This is a genomic window from Sphingomonas sp. M1A8_2b (assembly GCF_053345535.1).
Window position 1 is genome coordinate 1522328 of the sequence record NZ_JBKFAH010000001.1, and the last position, 20642, is coordinate 1542969.

Genomic DNA, 20642 nt, shown 5'->3' on the forward strand with positions numbered 1-20642 from the left:
ATGTCCGATCAGAACGCCCGTAGTCCGTCGATCGCCCCCGCCGCGGCCGAGCCGCGTGGGCGCAACGATATTTCGCCCGCGGAGGCGAATAGCGACATCTTTTTCGCGGCGGTGAAGACCACGCGGATGCCGATGGTCGTCACCGACCCGCACCGCGACGACAACCCGATCATCTTCTGCAACGAGGCGTTCTCGTTCATGAGCGGCTATTCGCAGGACGAGATCCTGGGCAAGAATTGCCGCTTCCTGCAAGGCCCCGAAACCGACCGTGCCGCAGTGGCCGAGGTGCGCGCTGCGATCGACAAGCGCGAGGAAGTCGCGGTCGAGATCCTCAACTACCGCAAGAACGGCTCGACCTTCTGGAACGCGCTGTTCGTCTCGCCGGTGTTCGGCGAGGACGGTACGCTCAAATATTTCTTCGCCAGCCAGCTCGACATCTCGCGTCGGCGCGAGGCCGAGGAGGCGCTTCACGAGGCGCAGCGGATGGAAGCGGTCGGCAAGCTGACCGGCGGGATCGCGCATGATTTCAACAACCTGTTGCAGGTCATCCAGGGATACGCCGATATTCTCGACGCGCGGATCGATCCCGGCGATCGATCGGCCCGCCGCGCGGTCGATGCGATCTCGACCTCGGCGACGCGCGCCGCGACGCTGACGCAACAGTTGCTCGCGTTCGCGCGGAAACAGGAGTTGCGCGATCGCTTGATGAACCTCAACCAGCTGATCGGCGATTTCCGCCCGATCCTGGAGCGCAGCATCGGCAGCGGCATCGCGCTTAAGCGCGATCTTGCCACCGATCTGTGGAATTGCCGGGTTGACCCGGTCCAGGCCGAGATGGCGCTGCTCAACATCATCGCCAACGCGCGCGACGCCACCGGTGGCGCGGGGACGGTCACGATCGCCACGCGCAACGCGGTGCTGCCCGAGGATTCAAACCTCGCCAAGCTCGAACCCGGCGAATACGTCGTCGTCAGCATCTGCGACGACGGCCCCGGCGTCGACCTGACGACCGCGGACAAGCTGTTCGAACCGTTCTACACCACCAAGGAAATGGGCAAGGGCGCGGGGCTCGGGCTCGCGATGGTGTACGGCTTCATGCGCCAGTCGGGGGGGCTCGCGACCGTCCGCAATGGCGCTGGCGGCGGCGCGGAATTCTCGCTGTATTTCCCGCGCGCGAGCGGCGCCGTCGAGCGCAAGCCTGCCGCCCCGCTCGCGCCGCGCACCGGTGGCGCCGAGCGCGTGCTGATGGTCGAGGATCAGATCGAGGTCGGCGAACTCGGCCGCACGATCCTCGAGGATCTCGGCTACGAGGTCGTGCTCGTGAACAGTGCGCGCAGTGCGCTTGACACGCTGGCGAGTGATTCCGATTTCAAGCTCCTGTTCACCGACATCCTCATGCCCGGCGGGATGAACGGCGTCGCGCTCGCGCAGTCGGTGCGGCGCGATTATCCGCATACCGCGGTGCTGCTCACCACCGGGTTCGCCGACGAGGCGATCGACGAGGGGAGCCGGTCGTTCGAACTGATCCGCAAGCCGTACCGCCGCAACGACCTGAACGAGCGGATCCGGCAGGTGCTCGACAAACCCGGCGCCCGTACCTGAGATGGCGTACCTGACGTTGGCGTCCTGAGGCTGGCCTAGCGCGGGCGCGCTCGCTAAGGCTCGGCGCATGAGCGAGCTTCCCAAAACCTTCGACCCGGCCTCCATCGAATCGCGCTGGTACGCGCATTGGGAGGCCAGCGGCCAGTTCCGTCCCGACCGTCCGAACGCCGAGCCGTGGACGATCGTCAACCCGCCGCCCAACGTGACGGGCTCGCTGCATATCGGCCACGCGCTCGACAACACGCTGCAGGACATCCTCACGCGTCACGCGCGGCTGAAGGGCAAGGATGCGTTGTGGGTGGTCGGCACCGATCACGCGGGCATCGCGACGCAGATGGTCGTCGAGCGCCAGATGGGCGCGCTGACCCCGCCGCAGAAGCGCACCGATTTCTCGCGCGAGGCGTTCGTCGCCAAGGTCTGGGACTGGAAGCAGGAGAGCGGCGGCGAGATCACGCAGCAGCTCCGCCGGCTCGGCTGCTCGATGGACTGGGCGAACGAACGCTTCACGATGGACGAGGGCTTTTCGAAGGCGGTCCTGAAGGTGTTCGTCGACCTCCACAAGCAGGGGCTCCTCTACCGCGACAAGCGCCTGGTGAACTGGGATCCCGGCCTCGGCACCGCGATCAGCGACCTCGAGGTCGAGACTCGCGAGATCAAGGGCAGCTTCTGGCATCTCCGCTATCCGCTGGCGGATGGATCGGGCTTTATCGAGGTCGCGACCACGCGGCCCGAGACGATGCTCGCCGACATGGCGGTGGCGGTGAACGGCGCGGACGAGCGCTACACCGCGCTGATCGGCAAGCAGGTGAAGCTGCCGATCACCGGACGGCTGATCCCGATCATTGCCGACGACCATGCCGATCCGGAACTCGGCTCGGGTGCGGTGAAGATCACGCCGGGACACGACTTCAACGATTTCGAGGTCGGCAAGCGGGCAGGGATGGCCGCGGGGTCGATGCTCAACATGCTCGATGCCAAGGCGCGCGTCGTGCAGGTGTCCGACGGGTTGATCCCCGCCGAGCTGCTCGGGCTGACGACCGCCGAGGCGCGCAAAGCCGTCGTCGCGCGGCTGAAGGCCGAAGGCTTCCTGATCGCGCACGTCGACAAGGACGGCGAAGAGCACGACGCCGAGCCGCGGACGATCCAGACACCGTATGGCGATCGCTCGGGCGTGGTGATCGAACCGTGGCTGACCGACCAATGGTATGTCGACGCGAAGACGCTCGCGCAGCCGGCGATCGAGGCGGTGCGGACGGGCGCGATCGATATCGTGCCGAAGACGTGGGAGAAGACGTTCTTCAACTGGATGGAGAACATCCAGCCCTGGTGCGTGTCGCGACAGCTGTGGTGGGGCCATCAGATCCCGGCGTGGTTCGGCCCGGATGGTACGCCGTATGTGGCGGAGACCGAGGCGGAAGCGCAGGCTCTAGCCGGTGAAGGCGTCACGCTAAGCCGCGACCCCGACGTACTCGACACGTGGTTCTCCTCCGCCCTCTGGCCCTTCGCCACGCTCGGCTGGCCCGAGGAAGGTGCCGTTCCCTCTCCCCTCCGGGGAGAGGGCCAGGGTGAGGGGCAGCCAAGCAGCGCCACGCCCGGTACGACCCCTCACCCCGACCCTCTCCCCGCAGGGGAGAGGGGGCAGCAGTTAGGCGGGCGCTACCCGAACGACGTCCTGATTTCCGGCTTCGACATCCTGTTCTTCTGGAACGCGCGGATGATGATGCAGGGGCTGCACTTCATGAAGGACGTGCCGTTCCGCACGCTCTACCTCCACGGCCTCGTCCGCGCGGCGGACGGCGCGAAGATGTCGAAGTCGAAGGGCAACGTCGTCAATCCGCTCGGGCTGATCGACACCTACGGCGCCGACGCGCTGCGCTTCTTCATGGCGGCGATGGAGAGCCAGGGCCGCGACATCAAGATGGATGAGAAGCGCGTCGAGGGCTATCGCAACTTCGCGACCAAGCTGTGGAACGCAGCCCGGTTCGCACAAGCCAACGGCATCGTCGCCAGCACGACGCTGGAGGCACCGCGCGCGGACCTCGCCGTCAACAAGTGGATCATCGCCGAGACGATCGCGACCGTCCAGACGGTCGACCTCGCGCTCGCCGACTACCGCTTCGACGGCGCCGCCAACGCGATCTACCAGTTCGCGTGGAGCCGGTTCTGCGACTGGTATCTCGAACTCATCAAGCCGCAGATGGTCGGCGACGAGCGCGGCGTCATCGACGACGAATCGAAGGCTGTCGCGGGCTGGGTGCTCGACCAGATTCTGGTCCTGCTCCACCCGTTCATGCCGTTCATCACCGAGGAACTGTGGCACGCGATGGCCGACCCCGCCCATCCGCGCGAGCACGACCTGATCGTCGCGCAGTGGCCGATGGCCGACGCGCGCGCGCTCGATCCCGAGGCGAGCAAGGAGGTCGACTGGCTGATCCGTCTGGTTCAGGAAATCCGCACCGCGCGGAATGAACTGAATGTGCCGCCCGGCGCGCGTCTGCCGCTCCACGTCCGCGATGCGAATGCGGCGACGTTGGCGCGGCTTCAGCGCCAAGCTTCCGCGCTCGCCCGTCTTGCCCGCGTCACGCATGCCGAAGGCGAAGCCACCGGCGGCGCGGCGCAGGTCGTGGTCGATGAGGCGACGTTCGTCCTCCCCCTCGAAGGCGTGATCGACCTCGACTCCGAACGCGCCCGCCTGACCAAGGCGATCGCGGCGGCGGAAAAGGAACGCGACGCGCTGTCCGGCCGCCTCGGCAACGCCAGCTTCGTCGAACGCGCCAAGCCCGAGGCGGTGGAAAAGGCCAAGGCCGACCACGCCGACAAGGCCGCCGAGGCTGCTCGCCTCCACGCCGCACTCGGACGCCTGGGCTAACCTGCTCCCCTCCCGCTTGCGGGAGGGGTTGGGGGAGGGGCGTGCACCAAGAAGCCGGACGCCAGTACGTACGTCGTGCCCTCCCCTGGCCCCTCCCGCAAGCGGGAGGGGAATGCGTGGTTGAAGCGCTCGTCGCTTCTACCACAGTCCGCTCCCCCCGGATTCCGTGGGGATGGCGAACCGGCGGGCATGGCGAGGGAGCCTTCGACTCTCAAATCAGCACCGCCGTTTCCCCCGCTTCCCCCCGGCGAAGGCCGAGGTCCAATGGGGTGACGTGCTGACTGCGACAGCGCGTCGTTACTGCGACCTTTCCAATTGGACCCCGGCCTCCGCCGGAGCGGTATAGTTGTTCGCGCGCGCGGGACCTACCGGCTTGTTCCGGAGTTCACTCCGCGGCTAGGCAGTCGATTATGACAGGGCGCCTGACCGTCCGCCGGTGGTTGCCGGACCGAGTTCGGCCTAACGGAGAGACTGTGTGAGCGACCTTCCATCCGACCTCGAAACCGGCACCGTTTCCCAAGAACCATTTAGCACAAAACCCGACCGCCCCCGCGGCAAACCCGGCCAACGCGACCTCACCTCCGGGCACATCGGCCGCACGCTCCTCGCTTTCGCACTCCCGACGCTCGGCTCGAACATCCTGCAATCGCTCAACGGCTCGATCAACGCGATCTGGGTGGGACGCTATCTCGGCGAGGGCGCGCTCGCCGCAACCTCGAACGCCAACATCATCATGTTCCTCACCTTCGGCGCGGTGTTCGGGTTCGGCATGGCGGCGACGATCCTGGTCGGGCAGAGCTTCGGCCGGCACGATCTGGAGGGTGCGCGTCGGGCGTTCGGCTCCGCGGTCGGCCTGGTCCTCGGTGGCGCGATCGTGATCGCCGCGCTCGGCTGGGTATTCGCACCCGAGATCCTCCATCTCCTCGCCACGCCGGGCGACGCGATGCCGCTCGCGCTCGCCTATCTGCGCGTGATCTTCCTCGGGCTGCCCGCGTCGATGATGATGGTGCTGCTGATGATGGGCCTGCGCGGCACCGGCGATTCGATGACGCCGCTGTGGTTCATGCTGCTTAGCGCGATTCTCGACAGCGGGCTCAACCCGCTGCTGATCGCCGGTATCGGACCGTTCCCGCAGATGGGGATCGCCGGCTCGGCGATGGCGACGCTAATCGCCAGCCACGTCTCGCTGCTCGGGCTGGTCGCCTATATCTACGCGCGGGACCTGCCCCTGCGGCTACGCGGCAACGAACTTCGCTACCTGATCCCCGAGCGCGCGCTGACCGGCACGATCGTGCGGAAAGGCCTGCCGATGGGTGCGCAGATGCTCGTCATGTCGACTGCCGGTCTCGCGATGGTCGGGCTGGTCAACCGGCTCGGCGTCGATACGGCGGCGGCCTATGCGGTGTCGCAACAGCTCTGGACCTATATCCAGATGCCTGCGCTGGCGATCGGCGCGGCGGTCAGTTCGATGGCGGCGCAGAATATCGGCGCGGGCCGCTGGGACCGGGTCGGGGACATCACCAAGTACGGCCTGCTGTTCAACGTCGCGCTGACCGGGGCGATGGTAGCCGTGGTGATCCTGTTCGATCGCCCTGTGATGACGCTGTTCATCGGCAGCGACAGCCCGGCGCTGCCGATCGCGCGGCATATCCAGCTGATCGCAAGCTGGAACTTCATCCTGTTCGGCGCGACGATGGTGCTGTTCTCGACCGTCCGCGCGAACGGCGCGGTGATCGCGCCGCTGCTCGCGCTGATCGTCGCGATGTACCCGGTGCGGATCGGCTTTGCGTTGCTGGCGAAACCCTGGCTCGGCGGCGATGCCCTGTGGTGGAGTTTCCCGCTGGGATCGCTCACCACCTTGGCGATCGCGATCGGCTATTATCGCTACGGGAACTGGCGAAAGGGTGCGCTGGTGGTGCCGGACGACAGCGAGGAACAGGCGCACGGCCTGAGCGAGCCGGGTGGGCGGTTGCAGCCTACGGGGTGAGGCTCTCGACTCAAGCTACCACCCCGGCGAAGGCCGGGGCCCAATTGGGGGACGGCGCTAACCAAGGGCGGCGCTGCGTTACTGCGACCTTTCCAATCGGGCCGCGGCCTCCGCCGGGGTGGTGTGCGTAACGAGAGTTGCCGGAGTGCCTACCGCAACCGCTTCACGAACGACCGGCCACCCTCGCGCCGCTCCATCTGAAAATTCGGGATCGTCTCGATCAGGTCCGCCAGCCGGTTGAACCCATAGTTGCGCGCGTCGAAGCTCGACCGGTTGCCCGCGAGCTGGCCGAGTTCGGCGACGCTCGCATAGCCCTTCTCGTCGCGCTTCACCGCGTTGTACGCGTCGATCAGCAGCTTGATGACCTCTTCGTCGATCGGCTGCGTGGTCTTTGGACGCGTGGCGGGCGCGGGGGCGGCGGCCTTCTCGCCAGCAACCGGCGCGGGTGCCGGTACAGGCATCGCCTGCGAGGATTCGTTAAGCGCGCCGACGTCGATGAATCGCGTGCAGGCCTGGCGGAACCCCTCAGGCGTGCGGCTCGTCCCGAAGCCGTATACCGGGATGCCGTCCTGCCGGATGCGCGTCGCCAGCGGCATGAAGTCGCTGTCCGACGACATGATCCCGAACCCGTCGATGCGTCCGCGGAACAGCAGGTCCATCGCGTCGATCGTCATCTTCATGTCGGTGGCGTTCTTGCCCTTGGTCAGGTCGAACTGCTGCTGCGGCTCGATGCCGTGCTTGATCGACATATCGCTCCACGCCTTCAGCGCGGGCTTCGACCAGTTGCCATAGACCCGCCGGACGTTGACCGTGCCGAGCTCGGCAAGGACGGTCAGGACCGGGTCGAGGGTCGCCGCGGACGCATTGTCCGCGTCGATCAGGAGGGCGATGTTGCGCGTTGTCGTGTCGATCATGCGGTCGGGATTAGCCGCGCCCGCGCGCCGCGTCCACGCTCCAGGCGCCACCACCCGCCGCGGCAAGGTACAGGAAGACGAAGCAGTAGAGCACCGCCGGCTCGCCGCCATTGGCGATCGGGAACGGCCCCTGCGGGAAATGCGCGAGGAAGTACGCGACCGCCGACATCCCCGACAACACGAACGCCACCGGTCGCGTGAACAGGCCCAGCATCAGCAGCGCGCCGCCGCCTACCTCCAGTATGCCGGCGACGTAGAGCAGCGGGTTCATCGGCATCGGGAAGGGCGGCAGGCCGAAGAATTTCGAGATGCCGTGGCTGAAGAACACGAGCGCGACGACGATGCGCATGACGCTGAGCAGGCGGGCGGACCAGATGGCGGGTATCGGCATAGGGAAGTCCTCGGTGTCGTTGCGAGGGTGGAACGTCACACGGGCGCCGGGCGGGGTCAATTCGCGTAAATCGAAACGGATCGTTGACCGGCAACGATCCTCCCCCGCAAGGGGGAGGTGGCTGGCGCTTGCCAGACGGAGGGGGAGGTAAGGGAAACAAGTGTTCTGTGTCCTCCGCCTCCGTCACCTTTGGTGCCACCTCCCCCTTGCGGGGGAGGATCGTATCTACGGATACGCGATCGCGATCACCTCGTAGTCGCGCTCGCCGGCGGGGAGGTCCACCCGTCGCACGTCACCGATCGCCGCACCGCGTAAAGCCCGCGCGAACGGCGAGTTCCAGCCGATCCGCCCGTTGCTCGCGTCGGTCTCGTCATCGCCGACCAGCGTGAGGATGCGCTCGACGTCGTCTTGGTCCGCGACCGTCACGCACGCGCCGAACCACACGCGCGAGCGATCTTCCTGCGCGGCGGGATCGACGACCTTGGCCGCCTTCATCCGCTTCGACAGCCAGCCAAGCCGCCGGTCGATCTCGCGCAACCGCTTGCGGCCATAGATGTAGTCGCCGTTCTCGGAGCGGTCGCCATTGCCGGCGGCCCAGGAGATGACTTCGACCAAGGCGGGGCGCTCGGTCGACAGGAGTTGCTCGTATTCGGTGCGGAGTACGGCGTAACCAGCAGGGGTGATGTAGTTCGGGCGGTCCATGCGCTTCCCTACCATGTTCTCCCGCGCAGGCGGGAGCCCAGTCTGGACTCCCGCCTGCGCGGGAGGACACACTGGATCAGCCCGGCCGGTTCTTCCCCAGATACCACGACAGCCGCGCCGGCCCCCGGCTCTTCGCGCGCGCGGGGTTCATCAGGTCGTACACCACGGCGTTCTCCAGCACGCGCTGCACGTAATTGCGCGTTTCCTGGTACGGGATCGCCTCGACCCAATCGACCATGTCAATCGCCCCGGTGCGCGGGTCGCCGTATGCGCGGAGCCATTTGTTCACGTTGCCGCCGCCGGCGTTGTACGCCGCGATCGCCAGCGGATAGCTGGCGTAGTTGGCGTACACCCGCTGGAAATAGCTCGAGCCCAGCATGATCGACATGTTCGGGTCGGTCGTCAGCGCCGCCTGGTTATACGCCAGCCCGATCTTCCCCGACTGCTCGCGCGCGGTCGCTGGCATGAGCTGCATCAGCCCGCGCGCGCCGGCATGCGACACCGCCGCCCGATCGAACTGGCTCTCCTGCCGCGAGATCGCGTGGATGATCGTCCAGTTGTCTTCATACCCCGCCGGCACCGCGACCATCGGGAAGCCGACCGCGGAATAATCGCTCAAGCCGTTCGCCAGCGCGCTCCGCCCCACCATCACGCCGAGATCGGGGCGATTGATGCTCTTCGACAGCTCGGCGGCGAGCAGGTGATCGGTATCGGTGGTCGCATCCGCCGCGATCTGGCGGACGAACGCCGTCTGATCCTGCCAGTCGCCGATCTGGCCGAGGAACTTCACCGCACGCACCGTCTCGCGCCGGTCGAACGCGGCGCGTACCGACGGATCGACGACGATCGATGCGACCGATGGCGGCGGAACCAGCGCACGCCCGGTCCGCTCGTTCGCCAGCTGCCCGTAATATTGATCGCGGTACCCCGCCGCCTGGCCGTAGAACGCCGCCGCCTGAGGCGCCAACCCGGCCGCCTCCGCCGCACGGCCCGCCCAGTAATAGCCCTTCGACCGGACCTGCGGCGAGCGCGACCCCTTCGCGTACCGGTCGAACAGCGTCATCGCGTCCGCCGGCCGCCCGAGCTGCTTCATCGCCACCCGTCCGCCGAGCCAGGCGAGATTGGTGTATTCGTCGCGCTCGGCATAGGACTTCGTCGAGATGTCCGCGCCATACGGATACGCGTCGTCGATCTGCCGCGCGATGTCGTAGGCCGTCTGGTATTGCCCGTCGTTCGCCGCACCGTTCGCGTTGGTGACCAGCACCTCATACCATTCCGCCGGATTGCCCGGCCGCGTCACCAGCGACCGAGGCCGCGCCAGCCACGCCCGCGCCGACGGGCTCGCCCCCGAATTGCGCAGCCACTGCGCCCGGTCCGCGACATAACCCGCATCGTTCGCATACAGCGTCTGCGTCGCGGATGAGATCTCCGACGCGTTCGGCGCATTCGTCCGGAACGCGAGCCGCGCCTCGAACACGGGACGCCGCGCCGCGCTCGTCCAGGCCAGTTGCCGCTGCGCCGTGCCGGTCTGGCCGGCCCACAACAGCGCATCCGTCCGCGCATCCTGGTCGTCCGACGTCAGCGCCCCGGGAAAGCCCGACAGCACCATCGCCTCGTCGGTCGGCGTCAGCCCGGCGCTCCGCCACGCCGTCCGCACTGCCGCATACGCCTGATCCCGCGCGCCCGTCGCCATCAGCGCCCGCGCATAGGCGACGCCGCCGGATGCGGACTGCGGCGGATACCGGCGGAAGAACGCGATCACGCTGTTGGGCGAACCCGTCGCCGCCTTGCGCTCCGCCGCACGACGATTGGCCGCCTCGTTCGGCCAGCCCGGATGCGCCATCAGGAAGCCTGCATAGCTGTCGAACGGCAGCGCATCGGTCTGCTGCAACGCGCGCCACTGCGCGATGGTCGAGGCGATCGCGCCATCCGTTGCCATCGGCTGCGCATTGGGCCCCATATTGGCAAGCTGTGTACTGTATCGATCGAGCGTCTGCTGACCGCCATCCCCGATGGCACCCGAGGAAACAGCCGTCTGTGCGACGACTGCAAGAAGAAGGCTCGTTTTCAACATCGATGCTACCATGTGGACAGCATACGCATCGAACCCGTATCTGTCCTGAACGAAATCCAGATACTTCCCAAGATCTGGCGCATTAGGACCGCAGGCTGCCGCATGTTTTCAGGATCGATTCCCGCGCTCGTCACGCCGTTCGCCGCCGATGGCAGTTTCGACGAACCCGCCTATCGCGACTTCGTCGAGTGGCAGATCGCCGAGGGCTCGTCGGGCCTCGTCGCCTGCGGCACCACCGGCGAAGCCGCGACCTTGTCGTACGACGAGCATTTCCACGTCGTCCGCGTCTGCGTCGATCAGGCGAAGGGACGCGTGCCCGTCATCGCCGGCGCCGGCTCGAACGATACGCGCGTCGCGTCTGCAAACCTGCGCGCCGCTAAGGACGCCGGTGCCGACGCCGCGCTGATGGTGCCGCCCTATTATAACCGGCCGGGGCAGGAGGGTATCTTCCGCCATTTCGAGGCGCTGGCGCAGACGACGCCGCTGCCGATCATCCTCTACAACGTCCCCGCGCGGACGGTGACCGACATCCAGCCGGCGACGCTGGCGCGGATCGTCGCGGCGTTCCCGAAGGTATTCGTCGGTGTGAAGGATGCCAGCGGCGTCCTCGCCCGCGTCTCGCAGCACCGCGCGTCGTGCGGCCCGGATTTCTGCCAGTTGTCGGGCAATGACGACATGGCGCTGGCGTTCAACGTCATGGGCGGCACCGGGTGCATCTCGGTCTCCGCCAACGTCGCGCCGAAGCTGTGCGCGCAGTTCCAGGCGGCGTGCCAGTCGGGCGATTTCGTCAAGGCGTTGGCGTATCAGGACCAGCTCTACGCGCTCCATGAAGCGCTCTTCACTGACGCCTCGCCGGGCCCGGTGAAATACGCGATGACCAAGGTACGGAGCGGCTTTCCGGAGACGCTACGCCTGCCGATGACCCCCGCCGGTGAGGCCTCGCGGGCGGCAGTCGACGCGGCCCTTACACACGCCCGGCTCGCTTAGCGACCGGCGGTTACCCCGCCGCTAAAGAGCGAGATCGACGGCCTTCGCCGCGGCGTGATTGCCATCGAAGGCGAATGCAGCGTTGGGCCCGTCGCGCTCGACCCAGTGCAGAAACAGGTGCGCCGACCACGCATTGGGATTGGGCGTGATCCGGCCGTGCCGACGGTGGACGCCTTGGTACAGGACGCCATCGCCGGGTTCCATGCTGAGCGACGCGAACCCGGCCGAACCGAAGTCGTCCTCGACCACGGGTTTGGGCACGGCAATGTGGTCGGTGCCGATCTCCAGGTTCCAGGGCACGCCGTCGCTGTAGTCCAGCGTCAGCGAAAGGCTGTGTTCGCACGACGGCCTGTCGCTGTGCACGCGGCAGATATCGCCTTCCTGATAGATCCGAAAATAGCTGTACGCGGGCAGCAGGTGGCGCCCGATCGCGGTGGCGACGAACGGCGTCAGGCCCCACAGGAACGTCAGCATCGGCGGGTAATGAAAGCCATAAACTTCGATCGCCTCGCGCCGTAACAATGCCGAGCCGTTTCGCTGCGCGGTCAGCGGCGTCCCTCGAGCCTCCATGTCGGAGACGAGCTGGCGAAGGAAAGCATTGGCGACCGACGGCGCGATCAGTTGTGGAACGGCGGCATAGCCGTCTTGGGCGTAGCGTTGGGTTGCGTTCATAGCGTGAGCTAACCCAACGGCCGGGGAGCGGCAATCATGTGCTATTCGGTTGTGCAGCACAACGTCTGCCGTAGTCGACGCCACCTTGGCGAACGCAACCTTCTTTGAACCACAACGGTCTCCCCTCCCTGGAAGGGAGGGGCCGGGGGTGGGTAGGCCAGCTTGAGTCGCCACGGGCCGGATATGCGCAACCCGACCCACCCCCAAACCCCTCCCTTCCAGGGCGGGGCGAAGAAAAGGGGAAGCCCAAGACTAAGAAGAACTACGCACCACCGCTTCCCCTAAGCCCTCCGACCTCCTACATCGCGCGTCCCATGGCACGTCCCAAACCCCCGACCTTCGAGAAGACCAAGATCGTCGCCGAGAACCGGCGCGCGCGGTATGATTATTATATCGAGCAGGTGTTCGAGGCAGGCATCGCGCTCACCGGCACCGAGGTGAAGGCGCTGCGGGGCGGCGAGGGCTCGATCGCCGAGGCCTATGCCGAGGTGAAGGGCAAGAACGTCATTCTGGTGAATTCGAACATCCCAGAATTCAGCCACGGCAACCGCTTCAACCACGAGCCCAAGCGGCCGCGCAAATTGCTGCTCCACGAGCGCGAGATCAACAAGATGTTCGGCGCGGTCGCGCGCCAGGGCATGACGCTGGTCCCGCTGATGATCTACTTCAATTCGAAGGGCCGCGCGAAGATCGAACTGGCGCTCGCCAAGGGCAAGCAGAACCACGACAAGCGCGACTCGGTGAAGGAACAGGACTGGAAGCGCGAGCAGGGCCGGATCATGCGGGATCGCGGATAGCCTGTGTCGAAGGCGCCGGGCAGTATCTTCGGGCGCCTCGCGGCGTGGTCGCATCGCAACCTGCCGACCCGCGAATCGATGGAGCGCAACCGGCTGCTGCGCCCGGTCGCGCACCGCGTCCTCGCCCCGGAGTTGTGGCGCTTCACCCGACGATCAGTGCCGCGCGGCGTCGCGCTCGGGATGGTTGCGGGCATCCTGATCCCGGTCGCGCAGACGCCCGTCGCGGCGATCTTCGCACTTCCGTTTCGTGCGAACGTGCCGACCGCGGCGCTGACCACCTTCGTCACCAATCCGCTGACGACGCCGCCGCTGTGGATCGCCGCCTATTGGATCGGGTCGTCGCTGCTGCGGCTCGATGCGCATGTTCCGGGCCAGCCGGTCGCCGAGGCGGCGGCGCAGACCGAATGGATCCCGTGGCTGATGCAGGCGGGCCCCGCGACCGCGCTCGGGCTGTTGATCATCACGGTCGTCGCCTCGGTCGGCGGCTATGCGCTCAGCGCGCTCGGCTGGCGGCTATGGATCGCGCGCAAGTGGCGGCACCGCCACGACAATCGTCACGGTCATGTTTCGTAACATTTGACACCGGTTGGAATTGACGGACCGTCCTATCGGCGTAGAACACACCGTATCCAGACGATCTTTCTCCGAGGTTCTTGATGCGCAAGTCGATTGTTACCGTGATCCTGCTCGCGTCCGCCGCATCGGCGATCGCCCAGACGCAAACGGGGCCCAATCCGTCGCCGACGCTGGCCAAGGCCGCGAAGGGCCCGGTCGCCGCCAAGGACGCCAACAAGCCGCAGATCGGGGATTTCGGCTTCGACATGGCCGGCCGCGATACCAGCGTCACGCCGGGCACCGACTTTTTCGATTACGCGAACGGTGGCTGGGTGAAGACGACGCCGATCCCCGCCGATCGCTCGTCCTACGGCATGTTCCATGTCCTCCAGGACCTGTCGCTCGAACGCACCCGCACGATCCTCGACGCCGCTGCCAAGACGCCCGGCGACAAGGTCGGCGATTTCTACACCAGCTTCATGGACGAGGCCGCGGTCAACGCGAAGGGCGTCACCCCGGTCAAGCCGATGCTCGCCGCGCTGAAGACGACCAGGGACAAGACCGCGCTCGTCACCGAGATCGCCAAGCTTCAGCGGCAGGGCGTCGGTGGCCTCGTCGGGGTCGGCGTATCGCAGGACGACAAGGACCCGACCACCTATGTCGTCCAGTTCGGGCAGAGCGGCCTCGGCCTCCCCGACCGCGACTATTACCTCAAGGACGACGCCAAGCTGGCGACCGTCCGCACCGCGTACCAGGCGTATCTCGCGCGGATGCTGACGTTAGCGGGCGAGCCCAACGCCGCCGCCCGCGCCGCCGCCGTGTTCAGTATGGAAAAGGGCCTCGCGACCGCGCACTGGACCCGTATCGAGAGCCGCGACGCCGACAAGACCTACAACAAATGGACCGCCGCCGACTTCGCGGCTAAGGCGCCCGGCTTCCCGTGGGCGCAGTACATGACCGCGATGGGCGTCACCGGCCGTCCGTTCTACCTCGTTGCACAGCCGAGCGCGGTGACCGGCGAAGCGAAGGTGTTCGCCGACACGCCGGTCAATGTCCTCCAGGACTACGCGATGCTAAAGGTGCTGCGTGCCTACGCGCCGTATCTCTCAAGCGATTTCGACAAGACCAACTTCGCGTTCTACGGCACCACGCTGTCGGGCACGCCCGAGCAGCAGGTCCGCTGGAAGCGCGGCGTGTCGACCGTGTCGGAAGCGATGGGTGAGGCGATCGGCCAGCAGTATGTCGCGAAGTATTTCCCGCCCGCATCGAAGGCGGCGGCCGACGATCTCGTCAAGAACGTCATCGCGGCGATGGGCGAGCGTCTCCGGAACCTCGAATGGATGGCGCCCGAGACCAAGACCAAGGCGCTCGCCAAGCTGGCCGCCTTCACCCCGAAAATCGGCTATCCGGACAAGTGGCGCGACTATTCCGCGCTGCAGATCCAGCGTGGCGATCTCGTCGGTAACGTCGCGCGCGCCAACGCGTTCGAATACGACCGCGACCTGAAGAAGCTTGGGGCACCGATCGATCGCGGCGAGTGGTTTATGACGCCGATGACGATCAACGCCTACGCCAATCCGACGATGAACGAGGTCGTCTTCCCGGCCGCTATCCTCCAACCGCCGTTCTTCGATCCGAAGGCGGACCCGGCGGTCAATTACGGCGGCATCGGCGCGGTTATCGGGCACGAGATCAGCCATCACTTCGACGACCAGGGCCGCAAATACGACCTCAACGGCAAGCTCACCGACTGGTGGACGCCGCAGGACGTCGCGCGCTTCAAGGTGTTCACCGACGCGCTCGTGAAGCAGTATGACGCGTACGAACCGCTCCCCGGCCAGCACATCCAGGGTGGCCTGACGCTCGGCGAGAACATCGCCGACTTGGCGGGCCTCACGGTCGCCTACGACGCGTATCACAAGTCGCTCGGTGGCAAGCCCGCGCCGATCATCGACGGCACGACCGGCGACCAGCGCTTCTACTATGGCTGGGCGGGCGTCTGGCGCACCAAGTTCCGCGACGCCGCGCTCCAGCAGGCGCTGTTGTCCGACCCGCATTCGCCGGGTCACCAGCGCGTCCTGACGGTCCGCAATCTCGACCCCTGGTACGCCGCGTTCGGCGCCAAGCCCGGCGAGAAGAGCTACCTCGCCCCCGCCAACCGCGTCCGCATCTGGTAACCGGCACTTCTGCTGTTCTCCCGCGAACGCGGGAGCCCAGGGTCACGAAAGACGCCGTGTGTGACCCTGGGCCCCTGCTTTCGCAGGGGAACGGTATCGGCGAACGGTATCTCGTTTGACTAAGCTTTCCCTGGAGAACCCCATGAAGTCCTTCATCGTCGCCGGCCTGCTCGCCGCAACTGCCATCACCGGCGTCACCGCCGCCATCTCGCAAACGGCTGAGCCGACCCCGCCCGCGTCCGCTCCCACCGGCGCGCAATACGGCAATTTCGGCTTCGACGAGAAGGGCATGGACAAGACCGTCCAGCCCGGCGACGACTTCTACACCTTCGCCAACGGCAATTGGTCCAAGAACACCCCGATCCCCGCCGACAAGTCGAACTACGGCTCGTTCAATCTCCTTTCCGACCTGTCCGAGACGCGCACCCGCGGCATCCTCGACACCGCCGCGAAGGACCCGAACTCGAAGATCGGCCGCGCCTACGCCACCTATCTCGACACCGGCACGATCGAGGCGAAGGGGCTCGCACCGATCCGCCCGTGGCTGAAAAAGATCGCCGCGCTGAGCGACCGCGCGCAATACCCCGCACTGCTCGCCGAGGCCGACCGCGCCGGCATCGGCGGCCCGTTCGGCGGCGGCGTCGGCCAGGACGACAAGCTCCCTGAGCAATACGCGCTCTCGCTTAGCCAGTCCGGCCTCGGCCTCCCCGACCGCGATTATTATCTCAGTGCCGATGCGAAACTGGTCGAGGCCCGCAACGCCTACCGCGCGCATATCGTCAAGATGCTGACCCTCGCCGGCGAACCCAATGCCGAGGCGCGCGCCACCGCCTTGCTCGCGTTCGAGACCGAGATCGCCAAGGTCAGCTGGACCCGCGTCGACAGCCGCGACGCCACCAAGACCTACAACAAGATGACCGTCGCCGATCTCGCCAAGCGCGCGCCCGGCTTCGATTTCGCGGCGTATTTCAAGGGCATCGGCACGCCCGTCCCGACCGTCATCGTCGCCCAGCCCTCCGCTATCACCGGCATCGCCAAGCTCGTCGCGACCGCCCCGATCGGCGTGCTGAAAGACCAGCTGATCCTGCGCTCGCTCGACGGCTATGCCGACGTCCTCCCCAAGGCGTTCGACGCCGAGCAATTCGCGTTCTACGGCACAGTCCTCGGCGGCACGCCCGAGCAGGAAGCCCGCTGGAAGCGCGGCGTCCAGTTCACCTCGGGCGCGCTCGATGACGAGGTCAGCAAGCTCTACGTCGCACAGTATTTCCCGCCCGAGACCAAGGCCGCCGCCGACAAGCTGGTCAAGAACGTGCTCGCCGCGATGGGCCGCCGGATCGACAAGCTCGAATGGATGGCGCCCGAGACCAAGGTCAAGGCACACGCCAAGCTCGCCGCGTTCACCCCCAAGATCGGCTATCCCAGCCAGTGGAAGGATTTCTCCGGCCTGACGATCACGTCCGGCGATGCGTTCGGCAACGAATGGCGCGCGAACGAATGGCAGCACCAGGACAATATTTCCAAGCTCGGCAAGCCGTTGCAGCGCTGGGAATGGGGCATGACGCCGATGACGGTGAACGCCTACGCCAATTTCGGCATGGTCGAGATCGTCTTCCCCGCCGCGATCCTGCAACCGCCGTTCTTCGATCCGAAGGCCGACGACGCGGTCAATTACGGCGGCATCGGCGCGGTGATCGGCCATGAGTTGAGCCATCATTTCGACGACCAGGGCTCGAAATACGATGCGAAGGGCCAGCTTACCGACTGGTGGACGGCCAAGGACATCGCCGGCTTCAAGGCGCTGACCGGCAAGCTCGGCGCGCAGTACGACGCGTACGAGCCGCTCCCCGGGATGCACGTGAAGGGCCAGCTCACGATGGGCGAGAACATCGCCGATCTCGCTGGCCTGACGGTGACGTACGACGCCTATCACACCGCACTCGGAGGCAAGACCGCGCCGGTCCTCGATGGCTACACCGGCGACCAGCGCTTCTATCTCGGCTGGGCGCAGGTGTGGCGTCGCAACTACCGCGAAGCCAACCTTCGCAACCGCTTGCTGACCGATCCGCACTCGCCGTCGCAGCAGCGCGCCTGGGTCGTGCGCAACCTCGACCCCTGGTATGCGGCATACAAGCCGGCGCCTGGCCAGAAGCTGTACTTGACGCCGGAACAGCGCGTCCGGATCTGGTAACAGGCGCTCTTGGCTCCCCAGCGAAGGCGGGGGCCAAGGAGCCACGAGCGCTGTCCCCCGCAACCCTGGACCCCCGCCTCCGCGGGGGAACAGCAGGGCGGGATGATGTGATTGTGACCGACCTGCCATAGCCGCCACTCCGGCGGAGGCCGGGGCCAATTGGGGAACCTCGCTGATGACGGACGGCGTTCCAGTACGACCACCTTCCCAATTGGCCCCGGCCTCCGCCGGGGTGGTGCGGTTCTCGGAGACCGGCTTCGGTGATTAAGAGTAGCGCCCCCCGCAATACCGCATCCCGCTTGACGCCCGGCCCCGCTTGAGCGGATGACTCCCCCGATGGCATCGTTCGCTTTATCCACCTCGGCCCGTAACGCCGCGCTCGTCGCTATCGCCTCGGGCGCTGTCGCCGGCGCGATCGTGCTCCTGCTCGTCGGCAGCTGGATCGCCGCCGCCGGCTTCTTCGCCGCCGCCATCGTCGTCATCGGCGCGGTGATCGCCTGGCGCCTGCTCAACCCGGTCGCCAAGGACGCCCCGCGACCCGTCGACTGGGACCTGACGCGCACCGTCGCCGAAGCCGGCACCGACGCGATCGCGATCACCGACCGTGCGGGACGCCTCGTCTGCGCCAACGACGCGTACGAAGCGCTGTTCGCGGGCTTCCCGACGCCCCCGGGCCTGCCGCTCGACGACGTCGGCACGACCGCGCTCGGCGACGTCGGCCGGGCCGCGTGGCGCGACGGCAGCGCGTCGGTCGACCGTCTCAACGCGCGCGGCGTCCGGCTGTCGGCGCAGGTCGTCCGCGCCGGCGACGAGGCGGACATGCTCGTCTGGCGCTTCGTCACCGCGCAGGATCACGATCTCGCCGAGACGCTTGCGGCGCTGCTGCCCGGCCCAACCGGTGACCGCCTCGGCGGCAGCGGCATCATGGCGGCGCTGCTGTCGCCCGACGGCCGCGTCCGCACCGCCAACCGCGTGTTGCGCGCGCGCGCGCGCGGCAACGATCGCGACTCGATCGAAGGCCACGACTTCGCCCGTTTCCTCATCACCGACAGTCGCGGCTTCGTCCGCTTCGAACGCGAGGGTCTCGAGGGCACGCCACTCCGCGTCCTCCAGGTGCCGTTTCTCGAAGGCGACGACGCCCCCGTGCTCGTGGCGTTGCTCGACGACGAGGAGGCAGCTCCCCCGATCGGCGCGAGCGCGGCCGCGCACGTCCGCAGCCTCGTCAGCCTCATGCCGTTCGGGATGGCGCTGGTCGACCGCGATGGCCGGTTCCTCCAGATGAACGACTCGTTCCTGCGCGCGGCCGGCGTCAATGCCGCCGCGCCGCCGCTGTATCCCGGCGACCTGGTCGTGCGCGAAGACAAGGCCGCGGTCGCCGACGCGATCCGCAAGTTCGCCAGCGGCGCGACGCATTCCGCCGACATGGCGGTCCGCCTCAAGGATCACCCCGACGAGCCGGTCGCGCTGACGATTGCCGGCGCACGCGGCCTCGGCGATGCCGCCGTGTTGCTCAGCCTCAAGGACAATAGCGAGGAGAGCCGCCTCAAGCGCGAGGTGGCGCAGGCCACCAAGATGCAGGCGGTCGGGCAGCTCGCGGGCGGCGTCGCGCATGATTTCAACAACATCCTGACCGCCATCATCGGGCACTGCGATCTGATGCTGATGCGCCATTCGCCCGGTGACAGCGATTATGACGATATCCAGCAGGTCCGCACCAACTCGAACCGCGCCGCCAGCCTGACGCGCCAGCTGCTCGCCTTCTCGCGCCAGCAGACGTTGCGCCCGCAGATCCTCCAGCTCCCCGACGTCGTATCGGAAGTTTCGAACCTGCTTAAGCGACTGATGGGCGAGAACGTCCGGCTCGACATGACGCACGGCCGGAACCTCGGCCCGGTGCGCGCGGATCCGGGTCAGCTCGAACAGGTCGTCGTCAACCTGGCCGTCAACGCGCGCGACGCGATCGTCTCGGCGAACGCGCGCGGCGGCGGCGTGCTCACCATCACCACGCGTGCAGTATATGCGTCCGAAGTCCGCGCAATGGCCTCCGACATCCTGCCGGTCGCGGATTACACCGCGCTGATCGTCCAGGACACCGGCACCGGCATTCCCCCCGACGTGCTGCCCAAGATCTTCGAACCGTTCTTTACCACCAAGGAGTTCGGCAAAGGCACCGGCCTCGGCCTCTCGACCGTCTACGGCATCGTCAAGCAGTCCGGCGGCTATATTTTCGCCGACAGTAAGCTGGGGCAGGGCGCCACCTTCACGATGTATCTGCCGGTCCATTCGGCGCCGGCCGCGACGCGTCCCGCGATCGTCAGGCCGGCGGCGAAACCGGTCGATCTCTGGGGGACCGGCACGATCCTGCTGGTCGAGGACGAGGATATGGTCCGCGCGGTCGCCGAACGCGCGCTCTCGCGGCAGGGCTATACGGTGCTGACCGCGGAGAATGGCGAGGCCGCGCTGGAGGTGCTCGAACAGCATGGCCGCCCCGATCTGTTGATCAGCGACGTCGTCATGCCACAGATGGACGGCCCGACGATGGTGCGGCACGTGCGTGAGAAATATCCCGATCTGCCGATCCTGTTCATGTCGGGCTATGCCGAGGAGCAACTGCGCAAATCGATCGATCTCGACAATGTTTCGTTCCTGCCCAAACCGTTTTCGGTGCAGGAACTCGCGGAAGCTGCGCGCGACGTGCTCGCGACGCGCCGGGCATAAACTGCGGCG

14 protein-coding genes are annotated in these 20642 nt (G+C 66.9%); 9 read left to right on the forward strand and 5 right to left on the reverse strand.

Features of this window, described 5'->3' with window-relative positions:
- From ACLBWL_RS07130 to ACLBWL_RS07140, 3 genes are all read left to right on the forward strand, one after another.
- Complete coding sequence (locus ACLBWL_RS07130) at window positions 1-1602, forward strand: histidine kinase famiy protein (RefSeq protein WP_447791460.1); 1602 nt, start codon at window positions 1-3, stop codon at window positions 1600-1602.
- 67 nt (window positions 1603-1669) lie between these two features.
- Window positions 1670-4471, forward strand: a complete 2802-nt coding sequence (locus tag ACLBWL_RS07135; protein ID WP_447791462.1) for a valine--tRNA ligase — start codon at window positions 1670-1672, stop codon at window positions 4469-4471.
- Window positions 4472-4946: 475 nt separating this feature from the next.
- The gene (locus ACLBWL_RS07140) at window positions 4947-6458 is read left to right on the forward strand and encodes an MATE family efflux transporter (RefSeq protein ID WP_447791464.1); all 1512 of its coding nucleotides are present in this window, start codon (window positions 4947-4949) and stop codon (window positions 6456-6458) included.
- Window positions 6459-6607: 149 nt separating this feature from the next.
- Here ACLBWL_RS07140 and ACLBWL_RS07145 read toward each other — a convergent pair whose 3' ends face one another.
- The 4 genes from ACLBWL_RS07145 to ACLBWL_RS07160 all read right to left on the reverse strand — a co-directional run bounded on the left by ACLBWL_RS07145 (window position 6608) and on the right by ACLBWL_RS07160 (window position 10551).
- Window positions 6608-7372, reverse strand: coding sequence for an NYN domain-containing protein (locus tag ACLBWL_RS07145; RefSeq protein ID WP_447791466.1), 765 nt, complete (start codon window positions 7370-7372; stop codon window positions 6608-6610).
- A gap of 10 nt (window positions 7373-7382) precedes the next feature.
- Complete coding sequence (locus ACLBWL_RS07150; protein ID WP_447791468.1) at window positions 7383-7763, reverse strand: DoxX family protein; 381 nt, start codon at window positions 7761-7763, stop codon at window positions 7383-7385.
- 225 nt (window positions 7764-7988) lie between these two features.
- A complete protein-coding gene (gene greB / locus ACLBWL_RS07155) occupies window positions 7989-8465 on the reverse strand; it encodes a transcription elongation factor GreB (RefSeq protein WP_447791470.1) in 477 nt (158 codons plus the stop codon).
- Window positions 8466-8541: 76 nt separating this feature from the next.
- Window positions 8542-10551, reverse strand: a complete 2010-nt coding sequence (locus tag ACLBWL_RS07160) for a lytic transglycosylase domain-containing protein (protein ID WP_447791472.1) — start codon at window positions 10549-10551, stop codon at window positions 8542-8544.
- A gap of 90 nt (window positions 10552-10641) precedes the next feature.
- Between ACLBWL_RS07160 and dapA the strand changes: the two genes are divergently transcribed.
- Window positions 10642-11526 carry a 4-hydroxy-tetrahydrodipicolinate synthase gene (gene dapA / locus ACLBWL_RS07165; protein ID WP_447791474.1) on the forward strand — a complete coding sequence of 295 codons (885 nt, stop codon included), beginning with the start codon at window positions 10642-10644 and terminating at the stop codon, window positions 11524-11526.
- 21 nt (window positions 11527-11547) lie between these two features.
- Here the strand turns inward: dapA and ACLBWL_RS07170 are convergent, their stop codons facing one another.
- On the reverse strand, window positions 11548-12198 hold the full coding sequence (locus tag ACLBWL_RS07170; RefSeq protein ID WP_447791476.1) for a hypothetical protein: 651 nt from the start codon (window positions 12196-12198) through the stop codon (window positions 11548-11550).
- Window positions 12199-12512: 314 nt separating this feature from the next.
- On the opposite strand from ACLBWL_RS07170, the gene smpB reads away from it, so the two are divergent.
- The 5 genes from smpB (at window position 12513) to ACLBWL_RS07195 (ending at window position 20633) form a co-directional block, all read left to right on the forward strand.
- Window positions 12513-12995, forward strand: coding sequence for an SsrA-binding protein SmpB (gene smpB / locus ACLBWL_RS07175; protein WP_447791478.1), 483 nt, complete (start codon window positions 12513-12515; stop codon window positions 12993-12995).
- A 3-nt stretch (window positions 12996-12998) separates the two neighbouring features.
- Window positions 12999-13568 (forward strand): DUF2062 domain-containing protein, encoded by a 570-nt coding sequence (locus ACLBWL_RS07180; protein ID WP_447791480.1) that lies wholly within the window; start codon window positions 12999-13001, stop codon window positions 13566-13568.
- A gap of 83 nt (window positions 13569-13651) precedes the next feature.
- Entirely contained in the window at window positions 13652-15727 is a 2076-nt protein-coding gene (locus tag ACLBWL_RS07185) for a M13 family metallopeptidase (RefSeq protein WP_447791482.1), read from the forward strand.
- Window positions 15728-15869: 142 nt separating this feature from the next.
- Window positions 15870-17915 (forward strand): M13 family metallopeptidase, encoded by a 2046-nt coding sequence (locus tag ACLBWL_RS07190; RefSeq protein WP_447791484.1) that lies wholly within the window; start codon window positions 15870-15872, stop codon window positions 17913-17915.
- Between the two features lie 336 nt (window positions 17916-18251).
- Window positions 18252-20633, forward strand: coding sequence for a response regulator (locus ACLBWL_RS07195; RefSeq protein ID WP_447791486.1), 2382 nt, complete (start codon window positions 18252-18254; stop codon window positions 20631-20633).
- Window positions 20634-20642 lie beyond the last annotated feature (9 nt).